13 protein-coding genes are annotated in these 14,758 nt (G+C 65.8%); 5 read left to right on the plus strand and 8 right to left on the minus strand.

The window, feature by feature from the left end; all coding sequences use genetic code 11:
- Window positions 1-480 precede the first annotated feature (480 nt).
- Window positions 481-1,476 (plus strand): hypothetical protein, encoded by a 996-nt coding sequence (locus tag ACFVVC_RS18430; RefSeq protein ID WP_387456503.1) that lies wholly within the window; start codon window positions 481-483, stop codon window positions 1,474-1,476.
- 35 nt (window positions 1,477-1,511) lie between these two features.
- Here ACFVVC_RS18430 and ACFVVC_RS18435 read toward each other — a convergent pair whose 3' ends face one another.
- The 3 genes from ACFVVC_RS18435 to ACFVVC_RS18445 are packed head-to-tail and all read right to left on the minus strand — an operon-like array spanning window position 1,512 to window position 3,568.
- Window positions 1,512-2,174 (minus strand): DeoR/GlpR family DNA-binding transcription regulator, encoded by a 663-nt coding sequence (locus ACFVVC_RS18435; protein WP_387456506.1) that lies wholly within the window; start codon window positions 2,172-2,174, stop codon window positions 1,512-1,514.
- A gap of 33 nt (window positions 2,175-2,207) precedes the next feature.
- Window positions 2,208-2,693 carry a GNAT family N-acetyltransferase gene (locus ACFVVC_RS18440; protein WP_387456611.1) on the minus strand — a complete coding sequence of 162 codons (486 nt, stop codon included), beginning with the start codon at window positions 2,691-2,693 and terminating at the stop codon, window positions 2,208-2,210.
- A 5-nt stretch (window positions 2,694-2,698) separates the two neighbouring features.
- Window positions 2,699-3,568, minus strand: a complete 870-nt coding sequence (locus tag ACFVVC_RS18445; protein ID WP_387456509.1) for a ribokinase — start codon at window positions 3,566-3,568, stop codon at window positions 2,699-2,701.
- 150 nt (window positions 3,569-3,718) lie between these two features.
- Here ACFVVC_RS18445 and ACFVVC_RS18450 point away from each other — a divergent pair, with 150 nt between their 5' ends.
- From ACFVVC_RS18450 to ACFVVC_RS18465, 4 genes are all read left to right on the plus strand, one after another.
- Window positions 3,719-5,164, plus strand: coding sequence for an MFS transporter (locus ACFVVC_RS18450; protein WP_387456512.1), 1,446 nt, complete (start codon window positions 3,719-3,721; stop codon window positions 5,162-5,164).
- A gap of 29 nt (window positions 5,165-5,193) precedes the next feature.
- Complete coding sequence (locus tag ACFVVC_RS18455) at window positions 5,194-6,165, plus strand: nucleoside hydrolase (RefSeq protein ID WP_387456515.1); 972 nt, start codon at window positions 5,194-5,196, stop codon at window positions 6,163-6,165.
- Between the two features lie 138 nt (window positions 6,166-6,303).
- Window positions 6,304-6,507 (plus strand): antitoxin MazE-like protein, encoded by a 204-nt coding sequence (locus ACFVVC_RS18460; protein WP_285249261.1) that lies wholly within the window; start codon window positions 6,304-6,306, stop codon window positions 6,505-6,507.
- A complete protein-coding gene (locus tag ACFVVC_RS18465; protein WP_387456518.1) occupies window positions 6,504-6,830 on the plus strand; it encodes a type II toxin-antitoxin system PemK/MazF family toxin in 327 nt (108 codons plus the stop codon). Before ACFVVC_RS18460 ends, ACFVVC_RS18465 begins: the two co-directional genes overlap by 4 nt.
- Before the next feature lie 147 nt (window positions 6,831-6,977).
- Here the strand turns inward: ACFVVC_RS18465 and ACFVVC_RS18470 are convergent, their stop codons facing one another.
- The 5 genes from ACFVVC_RS18470 to ACFVVC_RS18490 form a co-directional block, all read right to left on the minus strand.
- Entirely contained in the window at window positions 6,978-7,760 is a 783-nt protein-coding gene (locus tag ACFVVC_RS18470; protein ID WP_387456521.1) for a GntR family transcriptional regulator, read from the minus strand.
- A 182-nt stretch (window positions 7,761-7,942) separates the two neighbouring features.
- Window positions 7,943-9,181: a Wadjet anti-phage system protein JetD domain-containing protein gene (locus ACFVVC_RS18475; protein ID WP_387456524.1), complete on the minus strand. Its 1,239-nt coding sequence runs from the start codon at window positions 9,179-9,181 to the stop codon at window positions 7,943-7,945.
- On the minus strand, window positions 9,171-12,578 hold the full coding sequence (locus tag ACFVVC_RS18480) for an ATP-binding protein (RefSeq protein ID WP_387456527.1): 3,408 nt from the start codon (window positions 12,576-12,578) through the stop codon (window positions 9,171-9,173). Before ACFVVC_RS18480 ends, ACFVVC_RS18475 begins: the two co-directional genes overlap by 11 nt.
- The gene (locus tag ACFVVC_RS18485; RefSeq protein ID WP_387456529.1) at window positions 12,575-13,231 is read right to left on the minus strand and encodes a DUF4194 domain-containing protein; all 657 of its coding nucleotides are present in this window, start codon (window positions 13,229-13,231) and stop codon (window positions 12,575-12,577) included. The genes ACFVVC_RS18480 and ACFVVC_RS18485 overlap by 4 nt, the downstream gene beginning before the upstream one ends.
- Complete coding sequence (locus tag ACFVVC_RS18490) at window positions 13,228-14,670, minus strand: DUF3375 domain-containing protein (protein WP_387456532.1); 1,443 nt, start codon at window positions 14,668-14,670, stop codon at window positions 13,228-13,230. Before ACFVVC_RS18490 ends, ACFVVC_RS18485 begins: the two co-directional genes overlap by 4 nt.
- Window positions 14,671-14,758 lie beyond the last annotated feature (88 nt).

Genomic DNA, 14,758 nt, shown 5'->3' on the forward strand with positions numbered 1-14,758 from the left:
CGCTGCCGAGGCTCATCATGGCAAGGCCATGGCCCGTCAGTGCGTTGCACCAGCCGTGCCGAGGCCGCTGTTACCCACCTCGCCGCCGGGCTGCTCGTTCCGCCATTCGCCCCGATGTTTTTTACCGCCACCGGAGGTCGCCCCTTCTTGGGCTTTTGGGTACAGGCTGATGCTGCCATCCAGTGATAAGGCATGGTTGCCGCAAAGAGTTAACCCTTATGAGGGCCAGTGTCAGAGCTGGTCTTTATGCTTCCACACATACCAAGAAGGAGTTGGCTGGGCATGGACAGAAGGCTGGAAGCACAGAGCGTTCCACTTTTCACTCTCTTACGAGAGGTTGATACGGCAGAAGAACGAGAAGGAAAGCTACGCGCCAAGAGTGCAAAGTTCCGGTCCGTAGGGGGTGCGCGTGTCATTTTCGAAGCCACTGCAGCCCTAGCCCTGGACACGCCGGTCCCTACCCCAAACGGCTGGACTACTATGGGTAAGCTCCAGGTCGGCGACAAAATCTACGGCACCACGGGAGAGCCACTAACCGTTGTCGAAGCCTTCCCCGTCCAGACCGATCAAAACTGCTTCCGTCTCACCTTCCGGGACGGGACGTCGGTCGTGGCCTCAGAGGACCAAATGTGGCAGGCGCGGCCGACGGGCTGGCCGGCAGCATACAATCGCGTGTGGTCAACGCGCCAGATGTATGAGCACACTGCGAAGCGTTGGAGTATTCCAACCCCCGGCCCGCAGCAGGCACCGGACCGCGATCTTCCCGTAGAGCCCTACCTGCTCGGCTACTGGCTGGGTGACGGGAGCACGGGCGCATGCAACATCACGGTCGGCGATGAAGACTTTGACGCTTTCATGGCCAGCATGGATGCCATCGGGGTCGAAGTACACCCGGTCGGAGCCAAAAAGGGTAACTGCACTCGTATGTCGTTCTCATCCAAGATCGGCTTCGGTGCTGATATGGGCGGAGCCGACGCGCGGGCGCTGCGAAGGCTGTCATGCTTTCGCAACAAGCACATCCCCGAGGAGTACCTGGAGGGGTCTGTCACGCAGCGGACTGCCCTTTTGCAGGGCCTGCTTGACTCGGACGGTTGGGCGAGCCGGAGCGGGGTTGGCTTTTGCGGGCGTGAACGGCTCGTCAACGATGCCGTGAGACTCCTGCGGTCACTGGGCGAGCAACCAATGAGGACCTTCGCCCCCCACAAACTGTCCAGGGACGGCGGAACCTGGAGGATCCACTTCATTCCTCGCCACGTCGCCGAATGCTTTCGCCTTCCACGCAAACAGGACCGGGTCAATCCGTCCAAACGAACGACTACAGCGATTGAATCCATTGAGGCCGCCGAGTCCGTGCCGGTCCGTGGCATCCAGGTGGATGCCGAGGACTCGCTCTTCCAGGCGGGCGCCGGCTGCCAGCTTACTTACAATGCGCGAGGATGGCCACAACTGCAAGCGCTAGCGCTGCCGGGTTTATGAAGTCGTGAGGATGTTCCTTCATATTGGATCTTTCCTCAGTCGCCAACATTTGCCACCTCAACCTGCACCCCGGCGTCCCGGAACTTCTGCACCTGGGCTGGGTCGGCGCCGTCGTCCGTCACCAAGGTCCAGGGCAACGCAAGCCGCGCCCACGCGTGGAAGGGCCGCAGCCCGAGCTTGGAGGAGTCAGCCAGAACGTAAACGGACCGCCGCCTGGCCATGAGCTCCTTGAGCCGGGTCTGGGCGTGGTCGGCCTCGCAGATGCCGTCGTCGGCAGTAACTGCGTCGGCACCCAGGAACACCCGGTCGAAGCTCATCCGCTCCAGCGCCGCCTCACCAGCCGCCCAGGCAGACCACGTCGATGCCCTCAGAATCGACCAACTCCTGCAAGTATTCAGACTAGGAGTCGTCACCGCAAGCTGACCGAACCCGCGCAGCTCGTGCGCCAGGGCACCCACAGTGGAGCCGGGGCCGAGCAGGATGTTCTCCCCGGGCGGGACCACCGACGCCGCCCACCTGGCGATCGCATGCTTCTGCTCGAACGCCTCGCCTGTGCGCTGCCGCAGCGACGCCTCCGGGTGCGCGCCCAGCGTCATCGCCGCCATACGTCCTGGCCAGCGGCCCGGCGAGTTCAGCAGCGCCAGGTCCCGGCGGATGGTGGACGCCGTCCCCTCGAACTTGGCCGAAAGCTCCTCCACGGAGGCGAGGGGGTGGATAATCTCAACCGCCCGCTATAGCTCCAACCTGAACACCCACAGCAGCACATCCTCTCCCGGCACGTACCAGTCCCGCTCGGGCACCCGGCGAAAGCCCAGCGACTCATACAGGGCGTGGGCGCGTTCCATGAACGTGGCGCTGGTGATGCTGATCGCCTCGATACCCGGCAGCTGACCGGCGTGCTCGACGATCTCCCGCACCACGGTCCTGCCCACACCACCGCCCTGGTGCGCGGGGTCCACCGCCAGCATCCGGAACTCCAGCTCCCCGTCCCGCGCGATCTCGCTGTATGGCTGGCCCGCGAACGTCAGCGTCACCGCCGCCGCTACCTTCCCCGCGGCCTCCGCCACCCACACCTGGGCATGCTCGGCGCGGTGCTCCACGTCCTCCAACACGATCATGGACGGATGGTCGGCGGCAAAGTGCCCGGCCCGGAGATAAGCGTCGCGGGTGATGCGCCGAACCTCCGGAAAGTCCGCCCGCACAGCCCGCCGGAACAGAACAGTCACGAGGAAGCGCCCGAAGCAGAAGCCGTCCGCTCCACGTAGTGGCCCAGCTGTGCCAAATCCGGCTGCGACGACGGGTCACGCACGGCATCAGCACCCACAGCATTGGCCACGGCCAGTGCCCGCGTGTAGTCCAGCCCGCTCCGCAGCGCCAGAACCAGGGCGGCGCAGAACGCGTCGCCGGCGCCCACCGTGTTCGCCACCGACACCGCAACAGAGGGCACCTCGGCCACCTTCCGGCCATGCTCGAACATCGCCGAGCCGTCCTTGCCGTACGTCACCGCCACCAGCTTCGCCTCCGCAAGCGCGGGGATCAGGGCGTACTCGCTCTCGTTGACGACCACCAGGTCGCAGTGGTCCAGCAGCTCCACCGGCAGGTCCATGGCCGGCGCCGCGTTCAGCACAAAGAAGCCCGGTGCCTTCCGGGCCGCCTCCAGCACCACGTCCAGACCCACTTCGAGCTGGCACAGCACCGACTCCTCCGGGTGAAACTCCGCGCCGTCCAGCGACAGGTGCGAGTTGGCGCCCGGGCACACCACGATCTGGTTCTCGCCGTCGCGGTCAACCACGATCAGCGCCGTTCCGGTCGGCTCCGGCAGGACGGCAACGTCGGAGGTGTCCACGCCGGCGGCGGCCAGGGCGTCCAGCATCCTCTGCCCGGACGCGTCCTGGCCCACGGCGCCGACCATCCGGGCACTGCCGCCGAGCCGGGCTGCGGCCGCGGCCTGGTTGGCGCCCTTGCCGCCGGGCTGCTCGGAGAGGACGGCGCCGCCGATGGTTTCGCCCGCCGTCGGGAGCCGCTCTGCGGTGGCGATCAGGTCCAAATTGATGCTGCCGACCACGGTGACGGCAGGACGTGTGGTGTTCATGGAATGACTCTCTGAAGGGGGAGGGCCGGAAGCGGCCGGGCTTTCGAAAAAGTGTAGCGCACGGTTGTACTTGTGAGTCATACATGGTTGTATAACAACTCGAATCGTCGCGAAAGACGATCCCCTTCTGCTCGAACAAAGGAGTTTGATGTGAACACCCCGACCCCCGCCGCAGCCGCGCCTCCCGCCCAAGGAGGCGCCGCCGTCGTCATCCCCGACGACGACGCCACCAGGCTCTCCGGCCGCCGCGCCGCCCTGCTGATCTCCACCCTGCTGCTGGGCGTGCTGTCCTTCCAGCTGAACGCCAGCATGGTCACCCCAGCGCTGCCGCAGATCGCCGCGAGCTTCGGCGAAAGCGCGGACAGCGCCGCCCCCGTCCAGTCCATGTTCTTCCTGGCCGGCGCCATCGCCGGGCCCGTGATCGGCCGGTGGAGCGACTTCATCGGCCGCCGCGCCTCGCTGCTGCTGGTCCTGGGCATCATGGGCGCCGGCACCATCCTCTGCATCGCCGCGCCCACCCTGCCGCTGCTCGTCACCGGCCGGTTCCTGCAGGGCGTCTCCAGCGCCGTGTTCGCGCTCGCCTACATCGTGCTCAGCGAGAACCTGCAGGCCAAGGTCTTCGGCACCTCCGTGGGCATCATCGCCGCCATCAACGGGGGAGTGGGCGGCGTGGACGGCTACGCGGGCGGGCTCATGGCCGAGACACTCGGCTTCCGGTCCATCTTCGTCGTCGTGCTGGTCCTCACCGCCATCGCCGCTCTGTGCATCTTTCGTCTGGTGCCCGCCGGGCGGCCTGTTGGGGTGCGCGGCGCCATGGACTGGTGGGGCGCCGGCTCGCTCTCGCTGTTCCTGGTGTTCCTGACGTACTTCGTGTCCGACGGGTCGGTCGCCGGCTGGACGTCACCCACCGCTCTGGCCCTGCTGGCCGGCACTGTTTTGGCCTTTGCGGGATTCTGGTTCATCGAGAAGCGCCGCAGCCACCCGCTCATCGCCGTGCACCACCTGCGCTCCCGCCAGGTGTGGCCGGTCATCGCCACCACCGTCCTCACCCTGGCCGGCATCTTCGCGGTCATCAACTTCACCGTGGTGCTGCTAAGCCAGGATCACGACGGCGGCTTCGGGCTTTCCGCCTCCATCTCGGCCTTGCTGTTCCTCACCCCCGCCGCGCTGATCGGCGTCTTCGCCGCGCCTTTGGCCGGGTGGCTGGCGGGCCGGCGCGGGTGGATCGGCATCTTGCGGCTCGGGACCTCGCTGAGCCTGGTGTGTGTCGTGGTGGCCGCTGTGTTTTCCACTTCGCCTGTTGCTGTGTTGATTGCCGTTGCCTGCCTGGGCATCTTGTACAACGGCTTCTTCCTGACCGCGATCAACGGCCTCTCGGTGCTGCTTTCACCCAAGGAGGCCCCGGCGGCGCTGCCCGGCATCAACGGTGCGTCGTTCGGGATCGGGGCGAGCCTCGGCGTCGTGCTCGTGGCGCCGTTCGCCGCCTTCGGTACTTCTGCGGGCTACGCCACCGCGCTCTGGATCTCGGTGGGCATCACCGCCGCCGCGTTCATCGTCAGCCTCTTCGTCGCCGCCCCCAAGGGCGAGACGGTCTAACCCCTCTACCTGACTTGAAGGAACCTATTGTGACTGCCCCCGTTTACCTGGACTGCGACACCGGCATCGACGACGCCCTCGCCCTGGCCTACCTGCTCGCCTCTCCGCTTGCCTCCGTGGTGGGCATCGGGACGGTCAGCGGGAACGTCAGTGCCGCGGTTGGGGCGCGGAATACTCTGGACCTGCTGGCGCTTGCCGGCGCCGCCGATATTCCGGTGGCGCTGGGCGCTCACGATCCGCTGGCCGCGTCCTTCCATGGCGGGGCGCCGTGGGTTCACGGGTCCAACGGAGTAGGCGAGGTTGAGCTGCCTGCTTCCGGAGCTTCGCTGGCTGCCGAGTCCGCGGCGGAGATGCTGGTGCGGCTGGCGCGGGAGTACCCGGAGGAGTTGCGCGTGGTGGCGATCGGGCCGCTGACCAACATCGCCCAGGCTCTGGAACTGGATCCCTTGCTGCCCTCCTTGGTGGAGTCCGTGACCATCATGGGTGGGGCCGCGCTGGCGCCGGGGAATATCACGCCCGTGGCCGAGGCTAACTTCTGGCACGACCCCGAGGCCGCCGACCTGGTGCTGGCCGCCGACTGGGACGTGACCCTGGTGCCGCTGGACGTGACCATGGCGTCGGTGCTGGAGGAGTCGCACCGGCAGGTTCTTCTTTCTTCTGCGGGGGCTGTGCCGCGGGCGCTGGGGGAGATGCTGGGCTACTACTTCCGGTTCTACGAGGGCATCTACGGCCGGCCCTGCTCCGCCATGCACGATCCGCTGGCGGCGGCGCTCGCTGTTGGCGCTGTCAAGCCTGCGCTGGCACCCGTGGTGCGTGCCGTCGTCGACACCTCCGACGGGCCCGGCCGCGGGCAGACCGTGTGCGACATGCGCGGGCTGTACGCGGGGTACCCGGAGGTGAAGGGCGCCCGCTGTCGCGTAATCCTCTCGCTCGAGGAGGACTTCGCCCCGCATCTGGTGGACACGCTGCTCAAGCTCTCCCCGGTGCCCGAGCTGATCTAGACGCCCGCTCACCTTCCGGCGGTCATCGCTCAAACGCGCGCTCACCTTTGGCGGCCCGTACACAAATCCCCGCTCACCGCATGACCTGTCTTGCCCAGACCGCTGACAGGGCAGGGCGTTACATGTAACGTTGATGCCATGAGCGTTAGGGACCGTGTAGCGAGGCACCGGATAGCCATGCGTGAGCGCGGGTTTCGCCAGATTCAAATGTGGGTACCGGATGCGCGCACAGACGAGTTCAAGCGTGAGGCAGAACGCCAGGCCCGCGCTGTCGCCGCCTCCGACCGTGTAACGGACGATCAGGATTTTGTTGAACAGATCTCCGAAGATTGGCCGGAGTGAACCGCGGAGAGCTGTGGACCGTCTCTGGCGGAACCTATGCCCAAAAGCCGCGTCCCGCGCTCATTATCCAGGACGACCTTTTCGCGGAATCAGAGTCCGTCACTCTTCTTCCACTGACGTCGCACCTCACGGACGCTCCCTTGCTGAGGCTCACGGTGGAACCCGGCCAGTTGAACGGCCTGGAGCGGGCCAGCCAGATCATGGTCGACAAGCTCACCACCGTGCGCCGATCCAACGTGGGGCAGCGAATCGGTCGGATTGATTCCGAAACGATGGTCGCTGTCGAGCAGTCGCTCGCGGTCTTCCTCGGGCTGGCACGCTGATCGCGGCTCATCATTGGCTACTCATCGGTGGACCTCAGCGGTACGGCTGAGGCGTTCCAACGCCCAGTCCCAGCTGAGCAGTCCCTGTTCAAGGCGGACGGCGGGCCCGAACGTGCCGTTGCGGAGTGCTTCGTAAAGGGAAGATCCTCAGGACTGGAACTGCTGCATCACGGACAGGTGCCCGGCGCGCGCGGACACCAAGCACTTGGCCAGGTAGAAGGGCCGGTTGGCGTGCCGCACGTACTGCGTCAACACCAGCACCGGGTCCGACGCGCGGAGGTCCAGCAGCTTCGCGCGGCTGGGGCCCACCTGGCTGAGGCTGATTTGGCACTCACCCGGCCCGGCCAGCCGGCCCAGCAGGGTGTTGAGCGTGGCAAGCAAGGTGGCGCCGCCGTCGTCCGCTATTTCCAGGGGCGCCGGGGCGCTCTTGTCGAAGCTGACCGGCTGGGCGGTGACGTTCTCCTGCAGGTGGGCGATCGCCTCGCCGTCGCGGATCAGGACCGACTCCCAGAGCCAGCATTCCGTGCCAGGCTCCACGCCGATGCCGGGGGCGACGAACTCGGACGCGGCCTGGCGGATGGCCTGGGTGCGCTTGACCTCCAGGGTCTGCCCGGGGCCGGCGAGGACTTCCTCGAAGGGGCGGATGCGTTCGATGCCGATGCGGGGGAGCGTGTCCGAGACGAAGCGTCCGACGCCGCGCCGCGCCCTGATCAGGCCGTCCTCCTCCAGGAGCATGAGGGCTTCGCGGACCACCGTGCGGCTGACCTTCATGTCCGCGCCGAGTTCCGTTTCGGTGGGGATCATGGAGCCAGGGGTGAGGAGGCCGTTGCGGATGGCCTCGGCGATGCGCGAGTACACCGCCACACGCAGCGGCGAGCCGGGATGGGCCGCCACCGGCTGGGACAGGAACCGGGCGGCGTCCTGGTGCACGTTTTGCCTCGCTCTTCGGTTGGTTTCTCGGGGGATTCCAGCCTAAGACAAGTTGTACTTGTTTCTTCTACCAGTAGCACTCGTTTGTTGGACAAGTGGTGTTGGTCGCGGTGCGTAATGGCCACGGAGATGCCACGAATGTGTTGTCCTTCCCAGCCAATCCTGCTGCCGGCGAGCAGGACTCAAGCCCCCAGTTCTCGGAGCGCCCACCACCAGTTGATCAGTTCCTGCTCCAGGCGAACATTCGAGCCATAGGTGCTGTTCCTCAGTGATTCGTACAGCGCCGCTTCTGCCGCCGTCAGCCTCGCAAGCGCCGCCCGCGAGGGCGATCCTTCCTTACCCCAAGCATCCCTGTGTGCAAGCAGGGTTCTCTCATCCATCAGTACACTCTCCACGTGCGGATGGGCGGCGCGGAGCTGGTCGAGGATCCGGAAGCCGTGGGTGTCAATGTCGCCCCAGTAGAGGACCCGGCAGTCACGGAGCCAGGCGGCGTCCCGCAGGGAAGAGAATCCATACCCGCCCCCAAAAAGTGCCAGCGTCCCTGGACGGTCGGGAAGCGCCAGGAAATTGACCTGATTCTCCGTTGCGATGACGGTATCCACCGGCAGCCGCAACCCGCGGAACGCTTCGGCAGTCAAGGTGATGTCCCGTGCCCCACCAAACTGGTCAATGTCAGGATCCAACAGCCGAAACCTCACGAGCTCCGGAGGGTGCAGGAACCCGTGCCGGCGGGCGAATCTCGCCGCAGGCGTCCTTCCTGCGCTGTCTTCGAGCCCCGCATCATGATTCGAGGACTCCAGCTCGCCGGCACCCGCGGACATTTCCAAGTCGCGGGAAGAAGGCTCGACGGTGGCCAGCATTTGGTCAACAACCTGCCGGTGCCGCTCGATGAACTTCGTGTGCACCCCGGGCAGGCCCAACTGGCGGACGAAGATGGCCGGCGCCGGGTTGTCCCGCAGCCACAACGCTACGCGCGCCGCAGTAACGGCCGCCGGGCCAAGTTCGAGGAGCTTCATCGGCCGCCTCGCTGCCCAGTCCACCAGCTGGGGATCCAGTCCGGCCAGGCCCTCGGTCAGGGACCGGAAGTCGCCGGCCTCCCGCGCCTTACCAATAAAGCCGATCTCGTCCTCAACCGTGGCAAATACAGCGGCGGCGGGAAGGGAATTGGTCCCCACAGTCCGCCGTCCGGTCTCTACCGTTTCCAATGAGTAGGCACCTGCCCCGGAAAAAAGCTCACCTGCCCACGCACGGACCGCCGCGTAATCGCTGAGCAGTTCTGCCGCCGTCGGACGCTTCAACGGACGACGGCGCGGGTAAAATCCGCTGGGCTCCAGCAGCTCCCGGAGGAGCGAACCGCTGCTCCACGCCTTCAGCGACAGCGCCCTCAGGTCCGCCAGCGTGGTCCACGCCTTAGTGGCCACGCCGGTCCTTCTCCTCGCGGTACTCCTGGATGGTCATGTTGCGCAGCTGGGAATCGTCACCGTTGATGTTCGCCACGAAGCCCACGTGCGAGACGAACGGCTCGATGACGTGGATCTTCTGCAGGGGAGTGACGATCAGCAGCTGCAGCTTCATCCGCTGGAACAGCTCCAACCCATAGCGGGCGGACTCGTCCGAGCCGCGGCCGAACGCCTCGTCAATCACCACGAACCGGAAGCTCCTGCCGTTGCCGGCGTTCCTGCCCGCTCCCTTGCCGGACCCCAGCCCGAACTGGAACGCCAGGGCCGCCGCAAGGATGGTGTATGCCAGCTTCTCCTTCTGGCCGCCGGACTTGCCGCCAGAATCCGTGAAGTGCTCGTATTCCTCGCCGGTCTCCGTCCACTTCTCCGACGCCGAGAACGTGAACCAGTTCCGCACGTCGGTCACCTTCGCCGTCCATTTCCGGTCGAGGTCCGTCAGTCCTTCCCGGCCCCGGAACCTGTCGATCAGCCGCTCCACCTGCAGATATTTCTGCTCGGAGTATTGGTCCGTCCCGCCGATGGTCCCCTCAGAGCACGCCCGCAGGTCGCTGCCGAACTCGCGCACGTCCTGGTCCGCCGTGGCCTGGTGCTCCAGCTGGATGTGCCGGCCCGTGTTGTACGGAATACCGGCCAGGGACTGGTTGATCTCGCCGATCCGGTCAATGATGTTCTGCCGCCGGCTGTCCAGGAACGCATTGAACGCCACCACCTCGCGGATGGTGTTCTGGTTCAGCAGGTCCTTGAACTGGTTCTCGAACCGGGGCAGGTCATTGCCTATCAGCTGCTCCAGCAGCCGGTTGTAGTCTGCCGCGGCTTCCAGCGAGGCGTCGACGTCGGTGGTTTCGTTCGTGTACTTGTTGCGGAAATCCGCCATCTTGGTGACGGTGCTCTCCGCTGCACGGGCGATCCTCTTGGACAACGCGTCGATGGTGTCCGTCAACCCGTTCCGCACAGTGCTTTCCAGGGCGGCAGTGTTCTTGTACGTGAGCGGTTTGTCCCCGAGTGCTGCGTCGGTGAGGCGTCCGACGTCGGCCAGCACCCCCGCGTCGTCAGTCACCGGCGTGTCAACCAGGATGGCCCGGCACTCCTCAATTGCCTCGGCGATGTCCCGGGCATCCTTCTCATTGGCGCCCAGCCGCTGTTGCAGCTTCCCGGCTTTCTCCTCCAGCCGCTCCAGCTCCTGCGCCAGCTGGGACTGTTTGGCCATGAGCTGCTGCAGGACGTCGCTGGCGGTTTCCAAGGCCCGCTTCTCCGCCTTCAGGTCCTCGATACTGCGGGCCGTAACCTGCCAGCTGATCTCGCCGAACTCCGTGACGGAACGGACGGTGCCGAGCTGCTGGTTGTGCCGGCCCAGCGACCCCAGCTTGATGTTGACGCGCTCCAGCTGCCCGGCCACGACCTTCAGCGTGCCCTGTACCTCGTCCAGGTCGGCGCGGAACCCGGCAACCTTGTCGTGGTTGTCCCATCCCAGCACGTAGTTGCGCCGGTCGGCCAGGTCCTTGCGGTCGTCCTTCTCATGCCGGCCCCGCCCGCCTTTGAGTTGGCCGTTGGGTGTCAGCGCCTTCGGGTAGCGGCGGAAATCAGCCAGGTTCTCGCAGCAGAAGTAATCGAACCGGCTGCTGAGCTCGTCCTGCAGGAAGTCCCTGAACGGGGTGCCCTGCTTGATGGCGATCTTCGCCGCCAGCGTGCCCGGCTCGGCGGCCCCGGGCGCGTAGGACTCCCCGATTCTCAGGTACACCAGCCGGCCCCGCAGGTTGTTTGCGTCCACCCAGCTGCTGACCGCGGCGTAGTGCTCCGCGGGGACCAGGAGCGAGAGGGCGAACCCGTGGAGGGTCCGTTCCGCGGCGCCCTCCCACGCGGCTTCGCCCTCGCGGACCTTGAGCAGCTCGCCCACGAACGGCAGGTCGCTGTCCGTGATCCCGGTGCCTTCGCAGAGCCGACGGCGGATGTCCAGCTGGGGTAGGGGGATCAGGTTGCGGCGGGCCTGCAGGCTGGTGAGCTCGGCTTTGATCTCCCCGGACCTGGTATTGAGCCCTGCCTGCTGGATGGACAGCGTGGTGCGCTCTTCGTGCAGCGCCTCGGATTGGACGGTCAGGTCCTGTTCCACCCCGGCGAGCCCCGCCCGGTTTGCGTCGAACAGGACACGGTCCTCCGGGGCCTGCAGGCCAAGCTCCGCGGCTGCATCCGAGTAGGCCTCGAACCGCTGCCGCTGCTCGGCGGACTTGGCGGCCAAAGCAGCAAGTTCGGCGTCGATTGCTGCGAGACGTCCGCCGCCGTTGGTGCGGATGTCCTCATCCACTCCGGCCAGGTCCCGGCGCAGCTGCTTGACTTCGCCGTTCAGCCGAGTCCAGTCCTCCTGCAGCCGCACGCCGGTGCGCTCCAGCTCGGCCTGGTGCTCCAGGCTCAGCTGCAGTTTCCGGTCCGTGAACCACGGATGCAGCTGGTCACGCTGTTTCCGGGCCCGCTCGTCGTCGGCGGTCAGCCCGGCATGGAGGGCGGCGCCTTCCTTGATGGGTGTCAGCAGGGCGATCTGGTCCTTGGCCCGGAGGACGGCGTCGTGGGCTTTCTTCAGGTCGTCGAAGTGGTGGATCAGGTTAGTGATCCGGACGGCGACGTCGTCCTCCTCCAGCATGTTGCCGCGGACGAACGAGGTGATGTTCTCCACCTGCTTCATGGACACCGTGCGGTGGAACAGCTCCATGGCCTGGTTACCGCTGATCCCGAACTGGCGCTTGAAAGCTGCGGAGTACGGTTCGAAGGCGTCGTGAACCGATACGCCGGCCGCACGCAGCTTCTTCTTTAGCTTCAGAGGGTCCTGGCCAAAATTGCTGAAGTCCGCTGCAATCGTCTGGTCCGCTTCCGCGAGCGAGTAGAACCGGTTGGGCTGCCCCGCCTCCTGGGTAGCCCACAACGTGATGCCCAGCGTGACCCACTTGCCGAGCACGGCGTTGTGGAAAACGCCCAGCACCACAGTCAGCTGGCCGGTGGCGCGCAAAGGTACCGGCTTGGAGTACTCTCCACCGGCGCTCCGGGCACTCTTGTGGAAGCCCCGGACGTACGACATCAGGGAGCGTTCCTTCTTCTGCGCCCCCGCGGCCTTGTTGTACTCGATTTTGTGCGCCGGAAGCAGCAACGTGGTGATCGCATCCACCACCGTGGACTTCCCCGAACCGATGTCGCCGGTGAGCAGGCTGTTGGCCCCGTCCAGCCGGAACGTGCGCACCCCCTGGTGGAAGGTGCCCCAGTTGAGCAGCTCCAGGCGGTGCAGCCGGAAGCCCGGGGGAGTCCCGCCGTCGGCAGCTGTTTCATCCAGACTGAACAGGCTCTCCTGCAAGTCCGTGCCCAAATCCGCGGTCACTGGTCCTCCCCAATTGTGCGTGCGGCGTCGGTTGCCCTGGCCTGCTCGGGAGAGGCGGGCGGTTCACCGGCGAGCGTCCGGCGGTAGTCATCCAGCCGTGCGTCGAACTCTTCCAGCCACTGCGCATCCACATACGCCTTCAGGATCCGGGCCACCTCGTACGTGTCCGTCTGCCCCCTGAGCTTGCGCAGGAAGCCGAGCTCCACCACTTTCTTGATGTCAGCCCCCAGCCGGTCCAGGACCCGGGCCTCGTTGCTGGATTCGGGCAGGAACACCGAGACCATGTCCGCGATTTCCTGCTCGCTCATGATGAGCCGGACCTCGCTGCTGTTGATGTCAAACTCCATCATGCGCCGGCGGAGCAGCGCCAGCAGCAGGCTGACATTGAAGGTCAGGGTGCGGCGGGCGATGAGCCGGGGGAGCGTGCCGTCCGGATCATCCTTGGACCGCAGGAACGCGTAGCCCTCGGATTCGTCCAGGACGAGGTCCAGGCCCAGCACCGAGACGTAGTCCCGCACGTGTGAGGTCAGCCCGAGCAGGGACTGCCACAGCTTCTCATCGTTTTCCGCGTACAGCACGCCCTTGAACAGCCGGGTGACGACGGCGGGAAGCTCCTCGGGCGTGCGGGTTTCAGCTGTGGCTGGGGTTTTCATGCCGGCCTTCCGAAGATGATCTGTTCGATGGTGGCTTCGCGGATGGAACCGTCCGGCAGCTGCCAGGACAGCTGCTGGGACTGCTCAGGGTTGATGGTGGCCCAGTCCGATTCGGTGGCCAGCTGGTAGTACGCCACCACTTCCGCCAGGCCCTGGGAAAGAGGGTACGCTGCCGTGATTTCGGCGAGGGTGGTTTGCTCCGCCTCGGCCAGGATGGCATCGATGTTAGCCCGCAGGCGTTCCTTGTCCACGAAGAACTGGCCGAACAGGGCCGATGCGTCCACGTCGGCGTCGTCGGCCGTTTCCACGGCGTCGTCCACCAGCACCTTACGGCTGGGCTCATAGAGGGGCCGTTCGAAGGGCAGCACCACGTCCACGGAGGGCGCGTCAACCTCCATAAAGGCGCCCGACGGCGGCGCCTCCCGGGTGCCCAGCGCACCGGACTCGATGCGGCGGATCAGCTGCATGATGCGTTTGTTCTCCAGGAACACCTTGTCGTCCAGGAGCCTGCGCATCTGTTGGGAAAGCTGCCGGACGGTGGCCTGGGTCTGTTCAACGGCGGGAAGCCAGTCCTGGTGGAGGTTTGCCAGCGCGTTCAGGCTGTCCGCGTTGGCCAGGGCTTCGATCCGGGTGGCGCGCTGAAGCAGGTCCTGCAGCTCGGTGCGGAGCTGGGGCGACATCAGGTAGTCCCAGAACCCCTGGAACGTGCGGCCCTGGAGGGAACTGCTGATGTCCTGCTGGTTGTCGAAAATCGACTCCAGCAGTTCACCCTGCGTGCCGTCCCACGTGGCGATCTGTTCGCGGACCTGGCGGTCCAGTTTCCTGAAGTTCTGCTCCACCTCACGGAAGTCGGAAAGCAGGTCCTTTGCCAGGGCCGTGAGCTGCTGGAAGTGGTCCAATGCTTCCGGGCCGGTCATAACTCGGATGTTGCCATCGCGGATCCGTTGCATCTCGGCGTCGATCCCGTCCCGCTGGCGCTGCAGCTCTGCGAGCCGCACCTCCGGGTCCGTCTCGGACTGCTGCACCAGCTGTTTTAGGACCGCGAAGATGCTGGTGAGCCTGGATTGGGTTGCGACGAAGTCCCGCCCGCGCAGGTTCTCCACCCAGCGGACCACGTCCTCCGCAGCCGCCGTGAGATCGTAATGGGGTTCGTCCTCGCCGGGGACGTAGTACTTCCTCAGCCATTGGCGGTCGTCGGCCGCCCAGTCATCAAGGTATTCGCCTGCGGGACGGGGAAACCTGTCCTCGCCTTCGCTGTCGCGGAGGCCGAACAGCACGTCATCCAGGACATCGATCAACTCCTGCCGGCCCAGGTTGCGCTGGTTCGGACCCGTGAACGCGGCCATGAAAAACGTCAGTGCCAGCGGCGCATTCTGGGCACGGAGCAGTGACCAGCCTGCATGGTTCTCCCGCAGGGAATTGATGGAGTAGAAGTCCATTGGGGTCCCGTGTTTGGTGCGTCACGTCGTCGGCTTTTACTCTAAGCGACACCCCCGACAACCTTTACCCCAGCGTGTCAACGACGCA

This window comes from Pseudarthrobacter sp. NPDC058196 (assembly GCF_042882685.1).
Taxonomy (GTDB): domain Bacteria; phylum Actinomycetota; class Actinomycetes; order Actinomycetales; family Micrococcaceae; genus Arthrobacter.